General features: G+C 67.2%; 10 protein-coding genes. 5 read left to right on the top strand and 5 right to left on the bottom strand.

Features of this window, described 5'->3' with window-relative positions:
• Positions 1 to 157: 157 nt before the first annotated feature.
• The 4 genes from AC16DP_RS24675 to AC16DP_RS24660 are packed head-to-tail and all read right to left on the bottom strand — an operon-like array spanning position 158 to position 3,880.
• Positions 158 to 1,267, bottom strand: a complete 1,110-nt coding sequence (locus AC16DP_RS24675) for a DNA alkylation repair protein (RefSeq protein WP_329729961.1) — start codon at positions 1,265 to 1,267, stop codon at positions 158 to 160.
• Positions 1,268 to 1,275: 8 nt separating this feature from the next.
• A complete protein-coding gene (locus tag AC16DP_RS24670) occupies positions 1,276 to 2,109 on the bottom strand; it encodes a hypothetical protein (RefSeq protein ID WP_329729960.1) in 834 nt (277 codons plus the stop codon).
• Positions 2,096 to 2,788 (bottom strand): hypothetical protein, encoded by a 693-nt coding sequence (locus tag AC16DP_RS24665; protein ID WP_329729959.1) that lies wholly within the window; start codon positions 2,786 to 2,788, stop codon positions 2,096 to 2,098. The genes AC16DP_RS24670 and AC16DP_RS24665 overlap by 14 nt, the downstream gene beginning before the upstream one ends.
• Positions 2,789 to 2,827: 39 nt before the next feature.
• The gene (locus tag AC16DP_RS24660; RefSeq protein ID WP_329729962.1) at positions 2,828 to 3,880 is read right to left on the bottom strand and encodes a glycosyltransferase family 4 protein; all 1,053 of its coding nucleotides are present in this window, start codon (positions 3,878 to 3,880) and stop codon (positions 2,828 to 2,830) included.
• A 119-nt stretch (positions 3,881 to 3,999) separates the two neighbouring features.
• Between AC16DP_RS24660 and AC16DP_RS24655 the strand changes: the two genes are divergently transcribed.
• The 4 genes from AC16DP_RS24655 to AC16DP_RS24640 all read left to right on the top strand — a co-directional run bounded on the left by AC16DP_RS24655 (position 4,000) and on the right by AC16DP_RS24640 (position 10,936).
• Positions 4,000 to 5,139, top strand: a complete 1,140-nt coding sequence (locus tag AC16DP_RS24655; protein ID WP_329729958.1) for a glycosyltransferase — start codon at positions 4,000 to 4,002, stop codon at positions 5,137 to 5,139.
• A 231-nt stretch (positions 5,140 to 5,370) separates the two neighbouring features.
• Positions 5,371 to 6,765, top strand: coding sequence for an undecaprenyl-phosphate glucose phosphotransferase (locus AC16DP_RS24650; RefSeq protein ID WP_329729957.1), 1,395 nt, complete (start codon positions 5,371 to 5,373; stop codon positions 6,763 to 6,765).
• A 95-nt stretch (positions 6,766 to 6,860) separates the two neighbouring features.
• Positions 6,861 to 10,136: a GspE/PulE/PilB domain-containing protein gene (locus AC16DP_RS24645; protein WP_329729956.1), complete on the top strand. Its 3,276-nt coding sequence runs from the start codon at positions 6,861 to 6,863 to the stop codon at positions 10,134 to 10,136.
• 14 nt (positions 10,137 to 10,150) lie between these two features.
• Positions 10,151 to 10,936: an ATP-grasp domain-containing protein gene (locus AC16DP_RS24640; RefSeq protein ID WP_329729955.1), complete on the top strand. Its 786-nt coding sequence runs from the start codon at positions 10,151 to 10,153 to the stop codon at positions 10,934 to 10,936.
• 549 nt (positions 10,937 to 11,485) lie between these two features.
• Here AC16DP_RS24640 and AC16DP_RS24635 read toward each other — a convergent pair.
• Positions 11,486 to 13,855 carry an RCC1 domain-containing protein gene (locus tag AC16DP_RS24635; RefSeq protein WP_329729954.1) on the bottom strand — a complete coding sequence of 790 codons (2,370 nt, stop codon included), beginning with the start codon at positions 13,853 to 13,855 and terminating at the stop codon, positions 11,486 to 11,488.
• A 908-nt stretch (positions 13,856 to 14,763) separates the two neighbouring features.
• Here AC16DP_RS24635 and AC16DP_RS24630 point away from each other — a divergent pair.
• Positions 14,764 to 14,934 (top strand): transposase, encoded by a 171-nt coding sequence (locus tag AC16DP_RS24630; protein WP_329729953.1) that lies wholly within the window; start codon positions 14,764 to 14,766, stop codon positions 14,932 to 14,934.
• The last annotated feature ends 52 nt before the right edge of the window (positions 14,935 to 14,986 follow it).

The raw sequence follows: 14,986 nt of genomic DNA, 5'->3' as shown, positions 1-14,986 counted from the left end.
CGCAGGGTGCGAGATGGGCTTCCGCTCGCAGTGAGTCCATGAGCCGAAGAGCCGGATGCGGGAATTCCGCACGTCCGGATCCGTGGGGGGCCGGGGAGGTAACTCCCCGGTCTACCCGACCAACTTTTGTGAGACCGCGCCCGGAGGGGAGAGGGCCTCAAGCGATGACGGTGAAACTCCCCAGGTCCGAGGCCCTACCGTTCACGAGGGCTTCGACCCGATGCGTGCCCGCGTAGTGCTTCCGGGTCGTCATGGTGGCGAAGGAGATTGACTTCTCGAGGGTGCAGGAGGTGCCGGGGAGGAGATCGACCTTGGAGCCCTTGAAGACCTTGGGACTGGCCGAGCCGTTCGCCTTGATGAAGTGCACGGCGAAGTCGACGACGGCCTGCTGGCGAGTCTTCGCGCGATTGGTGACGGACAGGGTCATGGAGACGCTCTCGCCGAGCCGGATGCGCTTGGGTTTGAACGAGGCCGTCACCTCGAACTCTCCGCCTCCCTGGAATCCGAGCACCAAGAGGGCGCGCGCATCTCCTCGTTTCACGGCGGAGCGGAGCGCGTGGCGGATGATCCACAGACGCTCGGGTGAGGCCCCGTCCTTCCAGCGAGCGCAGGTGTCCACGAGGACCTCCGGGTGGTCCTTGCCGATGTCGTTCAGGTTGTTGGCGACGGAGCGCCGGACGTAGAGCTCGGGGTCATCCTTGAGCAGCTCGAGGAGCGCGAGCACCGGGAGCGGATCCTTCTGGAACGCACGGAGCCGGGAGGCCCAGGGCAGCCGGGGCCGCGTGCCCTCCGAGACGAGCCGCCGGATGTGGACGTTCGGGTCCTTCGTCCACTGGTGGAGGCGCTCCAGGGTTTCGCGAGGGTAGCGCTCGAGGAACGGGCGGATGGAGAACTCGGCGGTGAAGCGCTTGGTGAGCTCGTAGTGGGCGCGCATCGAGGTCTCGAAATGGTCGAGCCCGTGCTCCGCGACGAACAGGGTGTGGGGCAGGTAGATGAACACCCCCATGCCCTGGAATTCCTCGCGTTCGAGCTCCGGCCCGAGCGAGCGCAGGAGGATGCTGGCGGCGCGCTCGAAGTCGGAGGGGAGGGCGCGGTGCATGGCCTGCATGATGTGGCGGGCCCGGCCCAGGAGCTCATGGGCCTCGAGTCCGTCAGAGGCCTCGATCAGGAAGCGTGGCTCCGGGAAGGACGGGTGGGCGCCGCGCAGCATGGCGGCGATGCGCTCCACCACCTCGCGGTCGAAGAAGTTCTTGAGCTGCTCGGGCATGTCTTCCTTCAATCCTCGGAGGGCTCCGCTTCTTGATCCTCCTGCTGTTCCTGCTCGGCTTTTATTCTTTCCCGCTCCTCCCTCAGGCGTGTAAGGGAATGCAAGGTGTGGCGGTTGAATTTCTTGTGATACACGGCGTGGTAACGCTCACCGGCGATGGTTACCAGGAGCATTGGAGATGCGGGATGACTCGTCAGCCACTCCAGGGCTTCCTCCCGGGTGTTGAAGGATGCGGCCACGGGAGGCAGTTGGTTCGAGCTGGAATCATCAAGGAACAGTTCCACTATGTCGTTTCGCGATAACTCGCGAAAACCACTCTCGCGTGAGTACCAGATACTAAAGTACTCGTCTCCAATCAGTACATTGCCACCGCTGGGGGGCTCCGAGAGACTGTTCAGCCAGGCATTTGCTTCCTGGCGGGTGTTGAAGAAGGCGATGGCGAGCGGAGGATTGGAGTAGCGATCCACGAGATAGTTCTCGAATGCTTCGTATTGGTCACTGTCCGCAATGAAGTTGAGCAGATCGATGATGACGAGGGTGTACTGCTTTCGTGCCGGATCTGTCTGCTCATCAAGTTCTCGGAGAAGGAGTGTCATGCCCTGTTGCGACATCGGATCCGCGCGCGCGTTGAATGCAGTGCTTACGTAGGAGGTGCGCGCGGAATCGAGGCTGGCAAGGTAGTCCTCAAAGACGTAGACCTGACCAGTGATGATTGTGAAGTTCCATTGATTTCGTAGGTGTTGCCAGATGGCAATTTCCTCTATTCGTCCGGCCGATTCAGCCGCATGTTGCAGGCTTCCAATCAGGAGCAAGCCGCTATTGAGGAGATCATGGATTGGCATTCAGTACCTCCGCGACCTTTGGGGCAGTGGGCAATTGCGGCAGCGGGTCTGTCGAAGTCACTACCAGGAGTGGTATGAGGTAAAGAACGCCTCCTCCCGAACCTGCAACCGCGGCGACGAATGCCACCCCCGCGATGACGATGATGGAGCCTGTCACGACTTCTTCACGGTGGCTCTGGAGCCAATCAACGGCGGCATCAATTCGCGTAAATTCTTGAGCTTCCTGCTCGGCCCAGGGTCCCTCTCCTTTGATGCACTTTTCATGGAACTCCGTGCAGGTTCTTTGACACCACCAGCCCCTGTTTCTTGCCCATGACCCAAGGTGGACCGGGTACTTCCTGCCTTCTATTGGGATGGGTCTTGGACTGCTTGTGCACAGATTGATGCAACTATTCTGTTGCGCATCGCAGTGAGCGGAGGACGTCGCGACGCGCACGAGCCTTCCATCAAGTCCACCGTGGCTCGCGTGGTAGGGGTATTTCGCCAGGTCGAAGTCCTCGAGGGGTTTCCAGGTGTGGCTCACCCGTCCGTCCGGAGACTCCTCGATGACGAGCACAGACCTGGCCAGTTCCCGCGCGCTCGTAGGGCCGGGGGCCGGGTAGCGGGTGGCGGTACAGGCAGCAAACAGCAGACAGAGGACCGCGGCGCCGAGCCTCCGTGGCGCCAGAATCGTTTTCATGGGGGGCATGTACCTTCTGGTGTGTTGGGGGGGCGGACCCTAGCGCGACTCGAGCGCCCGGCGGTAGGTGGCCAGGGTCCGCCGCGCGCAGTCTTCCCAGTTGAAGAGCGCGGCTCGCTCGCGGCCCTTCTCCGACAGCTCGCGGCGCAGGGCATCCTCCCGCAGCAGCTTCAGTGCCGTCTCCCTCCACGCGTTCGCGTCCTCCGGCGGGAGCAGCAGCGCGGCTTCGCCCACCACCTCGGGCAGGGACGTGGCTCTCGCCACCACCGCCGGTGTCCCGCACGCCATGGCCTCCAGCGGCGGCAGCCCGAAGCCCTCGTAGCGCGAGGGCATCAACAGTGCCGTCGCCGCTCCGTACAGGCGCGGCATGTCGTCCTCGGGCAGGTCCGCCAGCTCGATCGTCGACTCCGGGAAGCCCAGCTCCCACACCGCGCCCTTGCCCGCCAGCAGCACGATGGGCACCGGCAGCGACGGGGCAATCTCCGCCAGCATCCCCAGGTTCTTGAAGGCCTTCGTGTTGCCCACCGCGAGGAAGAAGCGCGGCGGCAGCCCCCGGCGCTCGCGGAAGTCCTTCAGCTCCGAGGCCGTCGATGGCTGGTAGCGCGCGTCCACCCCATTCGGAATCACCTGCAGCTTGTAGGGCGACAGGCCGAGCTCCCTCGCCAGCTCCGCGCGGGAGAACTCGGACACGGTGATGAGCGCCCGGGCCGTCTTCGCCCTCGGGCCCACCACCAGCTTGTAGTAGGCGCGCTGGCCCAGGCCGTATTCCGCCGACAACACCAGGTGGTTGGCGTCGTGCAGCGTGGCCACCAGCCGCCCCGGCCACAGCGCCGGCATCGAGAAGGACGTCGCGTGGAACAGATCGGGCGCCAGCCGGACGAGCGAGGCGGCGAGCGCCGGCTGCTCCAATGGCGACAGGAAGCCCACCGGGCAGCGGTGCAGGGGGATGCGCGGCGTCAGCGCTCCCAGCCCCGCCGGCAGCCCCTCCGGGCCCGTCAGGCCACTGAAGCTCAGGTCCGGCGCCAGCTCCGGCAACCGGCTCGCCAGCTCCAGCGCATAACGCGCGATGCCGTGCAGCCGGCCACGCACCATCCGCAGGTCGATCAGGACGCTCGCCACGGAGGTGGCCCTACCACACGCGCGGACCCAAGTGGGGCGCTCGATTGGCTGGTTGTCGGCAAGCGGGCCCGGCGGTGGTACAAGGCCCGCCCGTGAAGGTCGCCCTCGTCCATGACTGGCTCGTCACCCAGCGCGGCGGTGAGCACGTGCTCGAGGCACTGTGCGAGCTGTTCCCGCAGGCGGACATCCATACCCTCGTGCACCGTCCCGGCGTCGTGCACCCGCGCATCGAGTCGCGGCCCATCCATACCTCCGTCCTCCAGCGCATCCCCCGCATCCACAAGCTCTACCGCCACTTCCTCCCCGTCCTCCCCCAGGTCATCGAGTCCATGCGCCTGGAGGGCTACGAGCTCGTCATCTCCTCCAGCCACTGCGTGGCCAAGGGCATCCGCAAGCCGCCCGGAGCGAAGCACCTCGCCTACGTGCACGCGCCCATGCGCTACATGTGGGACCTCTTCGATGACTACTTCGGGCCGGGCCGCGCCTCGCTGCCGGTGCGCGTGGCGGCGCACGCCGTCCGCCCGTACCTCCAGAAGTGGGACCGCGAGAGCACCGCGGGCGTGGATCGCATCCTCGTCAACAGCCAGCACATCGCCGGCAAGGTGCAGCGCTTCTGGGGCCGCGAGGCCTCCGTGGTCTACCCGCCCATCGCCTTGGACCGCTTCTGCCAGCACCCGCTCGAGGGGCTCGGCCAGGGCGGCTACTACCTGTGGCTCGGCGCCTTCGCTCCCTACAAGCGGCTCGACATCGCCCTGGAGGCCTTCCGCCACCTGGATGCCCCGCTGTGGGTGGTGGGCACCGGCCAGGAGGCGGCGAAGCTCACCTCGGGGCCGCTGCCCTCGCACATCCGCTTCCTCGGCGCCGTGCCCAACGAGGCGCTCGCCGGCCTGTACCGCGACGCGCGCGCCCTCATCTTCACCCCCGAGGAGGACTTCGGCATCGTCCCCCTGGAGGCCCAGGCCAGTGGCCGCCCCGTCATCGCCTACGGGCGGGGTGGAGCGCTGGAGACGGTCAGCCCCCGCACGGGCCTCTTCTTCGACGAGCAGACGCCCGACGCCCTGGTGGAGGCCGTGCGCCGCTTCGAGCAGTGGGAGCCCGCCTTCCAGCCCGCCGACGCCCGCGCCCAGGCCGAGCGCTTCAGCCGCGCCACCTTCCTGCGCTCGGTACAGGCCGAGGTGGACGCGCTGATGGGCGCTCCGTCCGTCCCCGCCCGCCGGGCCGCCGTCCCCTGAGACCCCTGACACCGGTGTCGGGGTGGGCGCTTTTTCCGAGGGGCCCGCCTCCGTCTCCGGGGCTCGCACCGTTGGCCACAAGCCCGGGCAACCCCTTGGATTCCGGGCGATTTTCATGGTAGGAGCCCACCCGGCCGCATGGGCTGTCCGCTACCGGACGGCGCGTGGGAGCGGGGTGCGACGATTGCAGGTCGCGGCCGAGCGTCTTGCAGGCCACAGAAGGAGGCCCGCGTGTTCAACCGGTTCCAGCGCTTCTATACGTCCATCAAGGTCGCCGCCGACGTGGTGATGCTGACGTTGGCGTTCGCGCTCGCCTACGTCAGCCGCTTCGAGGGCCCCATCCCCGTCTACTACGGCCTGCCCGCCGTGGAGGAGACGCTGCTGTCGCTGGCGACGGTGCTCATCGTCTTCCCCGTCACCTACCGGCAGGCGCGGCTGTACGCCACCAACCGGGCGCGCACGCACATCGGCGAGGTCTTCGAGGTCTTCAAGGCCACCATCATGGCCACCCTCATCGTGGTGGCCCTCACGTACTTCACCCGTGAGCGCTACTCGCGTCTGATGCTGGCCTTCATCGCCGCCTACTCGTTCGTGGGCGTGTCCGCGGTGCGGCTGGTGCTGCGCGGGGTGCTCAACGAGGTGCGCCGGCGCGGCTTCAACCTCAAGTCCATCCTGGTCATCGGCGCGGGCGAGCTGGGCCAGCGCGTCATCGAGACGGTCGAGGGCCACAAGGAGCTGGGCTTCCGCGTGGCCGGCGTGCTCACGCTGCGCCCCGAGAAGGTGGGCCAGCAGGTGCGCGGCGTACCCGTGCTGGGGCTCGTCAAGGACGTGGACGCCGTGCTGGATGCGCACCCGGTGGACCAGGTCATCATCGCCGTGCCGCTCGAGGAGCAGGCCGCCGTCAAGCCGCTCATGGAGCAGCTGGCGCTGCGCACCGTGGACGTGAAGGTGGTGCCGGACCTCTACCAGTACGTCACCCTGTACGGCGGGCTCGAGGAGTTCGGCGGGCTGCCCATCATCAGCCTCCAGGGCGATCCCATGTCCGGCTGGAACATGGTGGCCAAGCGCGTCTTCGACATCCTCTTCGCGCTGGTGGCCATCGCCGTGAGCGCCCCCATCATGCTGGCCGTGGCCATCGCGGTGAAGCTCACCAGCCGCGGGCCCCTGCTCTATGCCCAGGAGCGCATGGGCCTGGACGGCGACACGTTCCACATCCTCAAGTTCCGCACCATGCGCGTGGACGCCGAGTCCTCCGGCGCCAGGATGGCCAGCAAGGACGACCCCCGGCGCACGCCGATTGGCACCTTCCTGCGCAAGTACTCGCTCGACGAGCTGCCCCAGTTCTTCAACGTGCTGATGGGGGACATGAGCCTGGTGGGCCCGCGCCCCGAGCGGCCCGTGTTCATCGAGGAGTTCAAGAAGCAGATTCCCCGCTACCACCTGCGCCACAAGGTCAAGGCCGGCATCACCGGCTGGGCGCAGATCAACGGCCTGCGCGGGCAGACGTCCATCCAGAAGCGGATTGAATACGACCTGTACTACATCGAGAACTGGTCACTGCTGATGGACCTGAAGATTCTCATCCGCACTGCACTGGGCGGCTTCCTGTCGAAGAACGCCTACTAGCTCGCAGAGCGTCCGGGCGGGTGTGTGGGCTGCCGCACGCCCGGGGCCGAGACTCCTGCGCTCCCGAGGGCGGACCGGTCTAGTATCCGGGGCGCATGGCTGAACAACAGCTCGGAGCGCATCTGGTCCGCAAGGGCCTCATCACGCAGGCGCAGCTGGATGAGGCGCTGAAGTCGCAACTCATCTACGGCGGCAGCCTGGGCACCAACCTGGTCGAGCTGGGACTGCTCGACCTGGGCGCGTTGGGGCAGGCCCTCGCGGACACGTACCACTTCCCGCTCGCGGCGGACGCGGAGCTGGAGGCGGTGACGGCCGAGACGATCGCGCTGCTCAAGCCCGAGCAGGTGCGCAACCACCTGGCGTTCCCGCTGGCCCTCGAGGGCCGCCGCCTGCGCGTGGCCATGGTGAATCCGCAGGATCCCAAGCACGTGGACGGGCTCGGCTTCGCCACGGGCATGCGCATCGTGCCGGCGATTCTTCCCGAGCTGCGCCTCTTCGAGCTGCTGGAGAAGCGCTACGGCATCCCCAAGCCGCAACGCCCCGTGCGTCCGGGTCAGCCCAAGCCCGCGGTGGGGCAGGGGGCTCCCGTCGCGCAGCGGCCCACGTCGTTGTCCCCGCTGACGCCCACGCCCGCCTCGGCCCAGCCGGCTCCGGCCGCTCCCGCGCGGCCCGTGGCGCCGGGGGCTCCGGCTCCCGTGGCTCCGGGTGCGGCGCAGCCTCCTGTCGCCGGTGCTCCGCGTCCCGGCGGCGCGCCGGTCGTGGGTCCCGCTCCGGGTTCCAACCCTGGAATCCACCCTCCAGCGGCGTCCGCCGCGGGCCAGCCCCCGGGCATGCGGCCCTCGCCCGTGGCTCCCGCCGCGGCCCCCGGTGTTGCCGCGAAGCCTGCTTCCGCTCCGGTGGTGGGTGCGCCCGCCGCTCCGGGTGCCGCGCCCGGTGCCGCCGTGGCTCCGAGGCCTCCGGCGCCCGTGGGCGGTGCTCCGGTGCCAGGGGCTCCTGCGAGTGCTCCGGCCGGGGCCGTGGCGCCTCGTCCGCTCGTTTCGTCTGGCGCGCCGGGGAGTGCACCGGCTGGCGCCGCACCTGCTCCGTCTCCCGCCGCTGCCGCCGGGCCGGGCGCGCCCGCTGGTTCGCCGGCCGGAGCCGCGGCTCCTCAGGCCGCTGCCGCGCCGAGAGCCCCTGGGGCACCGGGCGCGCCAGGGGCTCCGCCCTCCGCGACCGTGCCTCCGCGTCCGGCGGCTCCCGCTGGCGTGTCTGGAGCGCCTGGATTGCCGGGTGCCGCAGCGCAGCCCGTGGTGGCGAAGCCGCCCGCGGGTCCGGCTCCCTCGACGCCTCCCCAGCCGGGAGCACCGGTGGCCGCGAAGCCCGCGGGTGCCACTCCGGGCGTGGCTGGCCCCGCGCAGCCGCCCGGGCAGAACCTGCCTCCGGGCATGATGCCTCGGAGCGCTCCGGGCACGGCTCAGCCGGGAGCCCCGAGTGCCGCCGCACCGGCTCCAGGCGCGAGCGCGGGCCAGGTTCCGCCGCAGGCCGTGCGTCCTCCGGCTCCCGCGGGGGCGCCTGCTGCTCCTGGTGCTCAGGTTCCTCCCGGTGCTCCCGCTGGGGCGCGTCCTCCCGTGGGCGCTCCTCCTCCGGGCGCCGTGGCTCGTCCCGCTCCCGTGGGAGCGCCGCTCCCGGGGGCTCCTGCTCCCGCGCCGGCGCAGGGTGGGGCGGTGCCTCCTGCTGGCGCTGCTCCGGCGACGGCTCCCTCGGCCACCGCGACGGCTCCGGGAGCGGGTGCGTCGCCTCAGCCCGTGCCCGCTCCCAAGGCGGCGGCTCCGGGTGTGGCGGCTCCGCAGCCCGCGCGCGCCCCCGTGCCTCAGCCCGCCGCTCCCGTGGCACCTCGGGCTCCAGCCGCTCCCGTGACCGCCGCGCCGCAGTCCACGCCCACCGCGCCGCAGGCCGCGATGCCTGGAAGCGCTCCGTCCGCTCCGGTTCCGGGGCCGGCCCAGAGCACGCCTCCCGCTCAGCCCGCGCCCGCGCCCGAGTCCAGGCCCGTGGCGGCTTCTCCGGACATCGCTCGCAAGCCCGAGGCTCCCTCCACGCCAGCGCCCGTGGTGGCTCCTCCGGTGGCTTCGGCTCCTGCCTTCGCGCAGGCTCCGGCGTCCGCGGCTCCGCCTTCGACTCAGACCATCTCCTTCCCCGTCACGCTCAAGGACGCACCCTTCCCGACACTGGACGCCGAGCCGGAGCAGGAGAAGCGAGCGGTTCCTCTGCTGGCGGAGGAGCCCCCCACTGCTCCCTCCCTGGCGCCCGCGGCCCCCGCTGCCAACGCGCAGCCGTCTCCGAAGGTCGAGTCCACGCCCAGTGCTCCGGCTCCCGCGCAGGCGCCGAAGAAGGCGGAGTTCGTGGCCCCTGTCGCGGTGCCTCCTTCCGGGACGCCTGCTCCGGCACGTGAGCCCCTCTCGGCCAGCCCGGTGGCGCCCGCGCCCGTCGCGGAGCCGGCCCCCGCGTCTCCCGAGCGCAGGCCCCGGACCGTGACCGTGCAGCCCGTTGAGCTCCCCTCGGAGCCCGCTGGAGACATGCAGGTGGCGTCGCACCTGGAGCTCATGGACTGGCGCCAGTCGGAGACGGCGGACGCCGCGGCGGGTGCCGAGTCCTCGCCTCCCTGGACACGGCGGGCCATCGAGGTGGACTTCTCGTCGGACGAGGCCAGCCCCACCGAGGCGGGCGTCTCCGAGGCGGAAGGGGAGGTCCCCCTGGCGTCCGTGCACGAGTTCATCCCGACCTGGGATCCCTCGGCCGAGCCGCCCCCCGAGGAGCCAGAAGCGAGTGCACCGCCCGAGGAGCGCTTCGCCGGATGGGAGGACGACAGCACGGCAGCTCCGCGGAGTGCTCCGGTTGTGGACTCGGAGCGCATCCAGCTGGTGCAGTTCCAGGAGTCGCTCGAGGCCCTGCGGCAGGCGACGACCCGGGGCGAGCTGGGCAAGGTGCTGCTGGACTACTGCCAGGGGCGCTTCCCGCGAGGCTTCCTGCTGGGCGAGACGTTCGGCTACGCCCGCGTGGGCCGAGGCTACGGTCCGGGCAGCGACAAGCACGAGGTCTCGGCGTTGCAGGTGGACCTCGAGGCGCCCTCGCTGCTGGCCATGGCCGCGGCGGGGGGCAGGGCCGTCGTCTCCAGCGTGCCGGAGAGCCCGGTGGACGAGCAGCTCTTCGCCGCCCTGGGCGAGTCGTTCTCGCACTTGATGGCCGCGCCCATCCGCCTGCACCAGCGTACGGTGGGCTTCGTCGTCCTCGACAGCGGGCCCTCTCCGTTCGGTGCCGAGGAGCTCGATGAGCTGGAGCAGCTGCTCTCCGCGGCCTCCGAGGCCTACGGCCGGCTGCACGACGCCTCGTCTTGAGATCGGGGGCGTCCGTGCCCGTCCTGCTGCTCTCGCCGCGGTTCAGTGACGATTCGATTGCACTCGCCACGGAGTCCTCGCGCCTCTCATGGCGCGTGCATCGGTTGCACGATCGGCGTCCTCCCGCCCGGCTGGCCGAGGAGGAGCTCGTCTTCTACGGCGAGTCGTTGCTGACGGATACCGTCGGGAAGAGGTTGGGGCTGGCACTGCTCGAACCCGCCGCTGATACGCTGTCGCTGCTGCCCGCGGAGCATGTGCGCCGGGACGTGCGCTTCACCACGCTCGGCGCGGCTCGGAGTGAGCGCTTCCCGCGATTCGTCAAACCCGCGGATGAGAAGCAATTCCGCGCGGCGGTCTACCCGTCCGCCGAGGCGCTTCCTGGTTCTGAAATTCTAGAAGACAGTCTGCCCGTGCTGACCGCCGAGCCCGTGCGCTGGCTCGACGAGTACCGCTGCTTCGTGCTCGAGGGCCAGGTCGTGACCGCGAGCCCTTATGCCTGGATGGGTGAGCGCGAGGAACTCCCACGGGCTGGGTTTGATCTGGACGCGGCGAGGGCCTTTGCCTCGGAAGTGATCACGAGGGCAGGGGACTCGTTTCCTCCCGCGGTCGTCCTCGATGTGGGGCGTATGGAGGGACGCGGGTGGGCCGTGGTGGAACTGAACCCCGCCTGGAACTCGGGCCTGTATGCGTGTGACCCGGCTGGAGTGCTGCGCGTGCTCCAGCGCGCCTCGGGGACACAGCGGGCATCTTCTCCCTTTGATGCACGGTGGCTGCGCCCACTGCCCGATATCGAGGGTTAGGACTCTGGCGTAAATTAGTTGACCAACTTCAAGCATCGCCGCACAGCGGAACAATGCCATATCATTGGTCGTTTAATTTGCGCCGGAGTCCTTAGGTCAGCCCGTCAGATGACGTGGGCAACCTCGGCGTGGAGTGGCTTGATCTTCAGTGGGCCGGTGATGCGGTCCATGGCCGAACCTCTGGGTCGAGGACCTCTGCGGCCGACGTCTTGAATCCTCACGCTGCCGATGGTCCTTTGGATGAGCAGAAATAGTCGGAGTTGCGCGCTTGACGCGGGGACGCCATGAAACCTCGTGAGGTTCGCCTGCGGTGAAGGCATCAGGGAGGCTATGCGCCGTAAGGGTTCCAGCCCGGTGAAGGAGAGGTGTGTGGTGACGTCCTGCAATGGGCGTTTCACCTCCAACGCGCGAGTCACTGAAGTGCCAGGACGCTGTTTGACTGGGGTGAGTAGACACAGGATGTGCTGCCACCCCAGCAGCTGCGCAAGCGAAAGATGGCGGAGCAGGAATTGGCGCCCCCGATGATGGCAAGGAGCGCTCAACTGACGCTCAGTAATCAGGACCGTCGTCGATGGGGCAGCTCACAGTCCTTCCATCACAGTTGTAATCTCGACCACCGCACGGCTCAAAGGCCCCTGGATGGTAAGCAGAACTCGAATCGTTGCAGTCGCCTCCGCGAGTGGCATACCCAGTGGGCTTGGAGCACGCCAGCGTCGTCGTACCCGTCGCTCCGTAGGTGTCTGCATCCGCATCCCGGTAGAACGTCGTCTTCACGCCTTCATCGACATTCCCGTCACAATCGTTGTCCTTCCCATCACATACTTCGGTGGCTCCAGGCTTGATGCTTGAGTTTGAGTCGTTGCAGTCGCCTCCGCGAGTGGCATACCCAGTGGGCTTGGAGCACGCCAGCGTCGTCGTACCCGTCGCTCCGTAGGTGTCCGCATCCGCATCCCGGTAGAACGTCGTCTTCACGCCCTCATCCACTTGAGCATCGCAATCGTTGTCCAGGCCATCACAGACCTCTGCCGCACCTGGCCTGATGGCAGCATTCCCGTCGTTACAGTCCAGAGCGTTCGCGACGTAGCCCGCGAGTTGCCGACAGTTCTGTATCCAACTGCTCGGGTTTCCATACCCATCGCTGTCTGCGTCGCGGTACCACGTCTGCAGTAGTAGATCCTCATCCACTACGCCATCGCAGTCGTTGTCCAGACCGTCGCAGACCTCACTGGATGCAGCCACTGTCTGCACGCAGTGGAGCGCGCTGCTGGTGCAGTAGGTCACGCCAGCGGCGCAAACACCCAGCTTCCCCGTTGAGCAGGTCTGCATGCCTCCCGGATTGTCTTCGTCGCGCTCTCCATCACAGTCATTGTCCAACCCGTCGCACCGCTCAGTGGATGCCACATTGTTCTGCACGCAAAGCACGCGGCCATTGGAACAAGCGGTCGTTCCCGCGGCGCACTCGCCCTTGAGACCTGTCGAGCAGACCAGGTTGCCTCCCGGGTTGCCGTCGTCCACGGTCCCATTACAGTTATCATCGACGCCGTTACACACCTCGGCCGCACCAGGGTGGGTGGTCGGCGAGTAGTCATCGCAGTCCACCTCCTCCACGAAACCAGGCGACGGCGTACAGGCCTGTTCTGCGATATACTGATCGCCGAAACCGTCTCCATCTCCATCGAAGTAAAAGGTGTTGAAGAGCTGGCTTTGCACCATCGTCCCGCTGCTGAGACCGGTCCCATCGCCGAGTTGGCCCTGACCGTTGTTGCCCCAGGCCCACACCGGACAACCCGGACGCACCGCTAACGAGTGCTGGGCACCGGCAGCAATCGCCTTCGCATCACCCAGACCTGCCACCTCCACGGGCACGGCGCTGTTCTCCGTCTTGCCGTTACCAAGCTGGCCATAGATGTTTTGTCCCCAAGCCATCACGGAACCGTTCCCCATCCTGGCCATGGAGAAGTAGTGGCCGGCGACGATGGACGCGGCAGCGGTTACCCCACTCACTGGGATGGGAACCAGCGTGGGAGTCGTGCTGGTACCACCGCTGCCCAGCTGCCCGACGCTATTTTGGCCCCACGCCCACACGTTGCCGAACTGCTCATCAATCACCAGCGAGTGGCCTGCTCCCGCGGCAATGGCTACGGCGCGGGGTAGGCTCGTCACCCGTGTCGGAACGAACACGGCGCTGCTGGTGGCGCCAGTCCCCACTTGGCCGGAGGTGTTCAACCCCCAGGCCCAGACGCCACCGCCTGTGTCCAATGCCAGCACATGGTTGACTCCGGCGGCAATGGCGCGGATGGCCGGAATTCCGGCCACTTTCACGGGCGAGGGCACCGAAGCACTGGCGGCGCCCGTTCCCACCTGTCCGGCTGTATTCTGTCCCCAGGCCCACACTTGGCCGGCCCCATCCAAGGCCAGTGAGTAGTTGCCACCCGCCGCGATGTTCCGAATGCCAGACAGCCCCTCCACCTTCGTGGGAATCAGCACCGTGCCTCCGACGCTGCCCATGCCCACCTGCCCGGAGGCATTCTGGCCCCAGACCCACACTTGACCGTTCAGGTCCAGGGCAAGTGAGTGGCCAATGCCGGCGGCGATGGCCTTCGCCGCAGGCAGACCCGACACCGGAGTGGGGATGGGGACGATGAGCCCACTGATTCCCAACCCGAGTTGTCCGTACTGGTTCTGGCCCCAGGCCTGCACCTGCCCGGTCTTGCCCAACATCAGGGAATGGTAGGACCCAGCGGCCACCATTTCCGGTACTGTCACGGCTGCGAGTTCCTGCGGCTTCGCCGTGAACATCGCGTCCGAGATGATATCTTCTTCCAGTTGCGGCGAACCACAGCCCAAAGCAACCATGGCCAGAATGGCCGTACACCACCGAAGACAGGGTCGAGAGCCCCGCGTGTACTGCTTTTTCAAGACGTTTGCTCCTGAGGACCAACCATGAACCTTCCTCTCTCGCTGTATGAATGCTTACATACTTGGCGTCAACCACTTTTTATCCCTTGGCGACAATCACACTACCCCATCGGGTTGATGCCCTGACTGCGTTCGCTTCGTCGTGGTTGTTGTCAGGTTGAGACATCCCCTCATAATCTGAGACATCCTCTCGTGATTTGAGGCATCCTCTCGTGATTTGAGGCATCCTCTCATGATTTGAGACATCCCCTCGTAATCTGAGGCATTCTCTCGTGATTTGAGGCATTCCCTCATAAAAGGGGCTCTTCTGTTGCGCTCATGGGTTTCCCCGATGGATGGTGTTGGTGTTTCACGACGAAAGACGACCGACATGAGACGCTGAGGGCCGCGTTCCTGTGAGCCATCGCTGGCAACTGCCTTGCACAACACGCTGCCCCGGTATGGGCAGGGGAGGAACGGACAGCACCATAACTATAGGAGAGTCGGGCGGTGGCGTGGGTCGGGTGGAGAGGCTGCTGGGCGTCAGTGGCATACGGGTACGAGGTGCCCGCTTCGAGTTCCGAGGTGTGGTGGTGTCAGGCGATAGGAAGATTGACCCCCCTCGGCGACAGTAACTCTGACCCCCAACCCACCTGCTGTGAGGCCTCTGACCTCACACAGTCAGCCCACTGCCCGCGACGAAGTCGCTGTCCAGAGGCGCGTAGCGACTCGCGAAAGCGATCCTGACCTGCACAGTACCGCAGGCTCGGGGCACGCGAGGTAGGGTGCTGTGCGCTGAACCAAGGGTTCAACGTTAGTGGCGCGAGGGGGTCGTTTCTGCTGTTGCTTTACACCCTGCGGCAGGGGGAGAAGCTGCGCGAGGTGCGGCGGCTCAACAGGCGGCTGTACCGCGCGTACCTGCTCAAGCAGTGCGCAAGCACAAGCAAGGCATTGTCGCCTACAGCGAGACGGGGTTGAGCAACGGCGTGGTGGAGGGGCTCAACAACAAGATTCGACTCGTCATCCGCCGGGCGTATGGCTTTCGCAACATTGCGGCCCTAAAGGCCATGGTGTTCCTGTGCTGCGGGGGGCTGATGTGAACGAAAAGGCCCCGGTACGTGTGTACCGGAGCCTCTTTGACTCGTGGGTTCA

This window comes from Archangium sp., from assembly GCF_057119385.1.
Note: the sequence above shows the minus strand (reverse complement) of the source record. Positions and strands in the feature narration are given on the sequence as shown.

Coding starts and splice junctions, on each gene's coding strand:
- AC16DP_RS24670 (WP_329729960.1), bottom strand. CDS start 2,109: ATGCCAATCCATGATCTCCTCAATAGCGGCTTGCTCCTGATTGGAAGC.
- AC16DP_RS24645 (WP_329729956.1), top strand. CDS start 6,861: ATGGCTGAACAACAGCTCGGAGCGCATCTGGTCCGCAAGGGCCTCATC.
- AC16DP_RS24660 (WP_329729962.1), bottom strand. CDS start 3,880: ATGGTGCGTGGCCGGCTGCACGGCATCGCGCGTTATGCGCTGGAGCTG.
- AC16DP_RS24675 (WP_329729961.1), bottom strand. CDS start 1,267: ATGCCCGAGCAGCTCAAGAACTTCTTCGACCGCGAGGTGGTGGAGCGC.
- AC16DP_RS24665 (WP_329729959.1), bottom strand. CDS start 2,788: ATGAAAACGATTCTGGCGCCACGGAGGCTCGGCGCCGCGGTCCTCTGT.